A 297-nucleotide genomic window follows, 5' to 3' on the forward strand; every position below is an offset into this window, starting at 1 on the left:
GAGCGCGCAACGGAAGAGGTCATCAGAAGGCAAGCCGCCGCGCAGCGGGCTGCGAGGGAGGTCGAGGAAGCGGCGGCCGCCGTCACCGAACACCTTCAGCGCACGGTCGACGCCGAAGATGCAGCGTTCGGTGCGCTTGTCGGACAGCCGGTGAAGGCTGCCAGCCTGTATCGGCTTCAGGGTCGGTTCGAAGTCGCCGCCAGCAAAACCGGGCAATTGCGAGAGAACGAGAAGATGGCCGGCGTAGCCGAGCAGCGACGCAAAGTGGAGCTGTCGGCAGCCCGCAAGGATCATCGC

General features: G+C 66.0%; 1 protein-coding gene. It reads right to left on the reverse strand.

Going from position 1 to position 297, the window contains the following annotated elements:
* A partial coding sequence (locus EN807_RS36035) for a hypothetical protein (protein ID WP_189522710.1) occupies positions 1-297 on the reverse strand: 297 nt, incomplete at both ends.

The sequence above is a fragment of the Mesorhizobium sp. M5C.F.Ca.ET.164.01.1.1 genome (genome assembly GCF_004792125.1).
Taxonomy (GTDB): domain Bacteria; phylum Pseudomonadota; class Alphaproteobacteria; order Rhizobiales; family Rhizobiaceae; genus Mesorhizobium; species Mesorhizobium wenxiniae.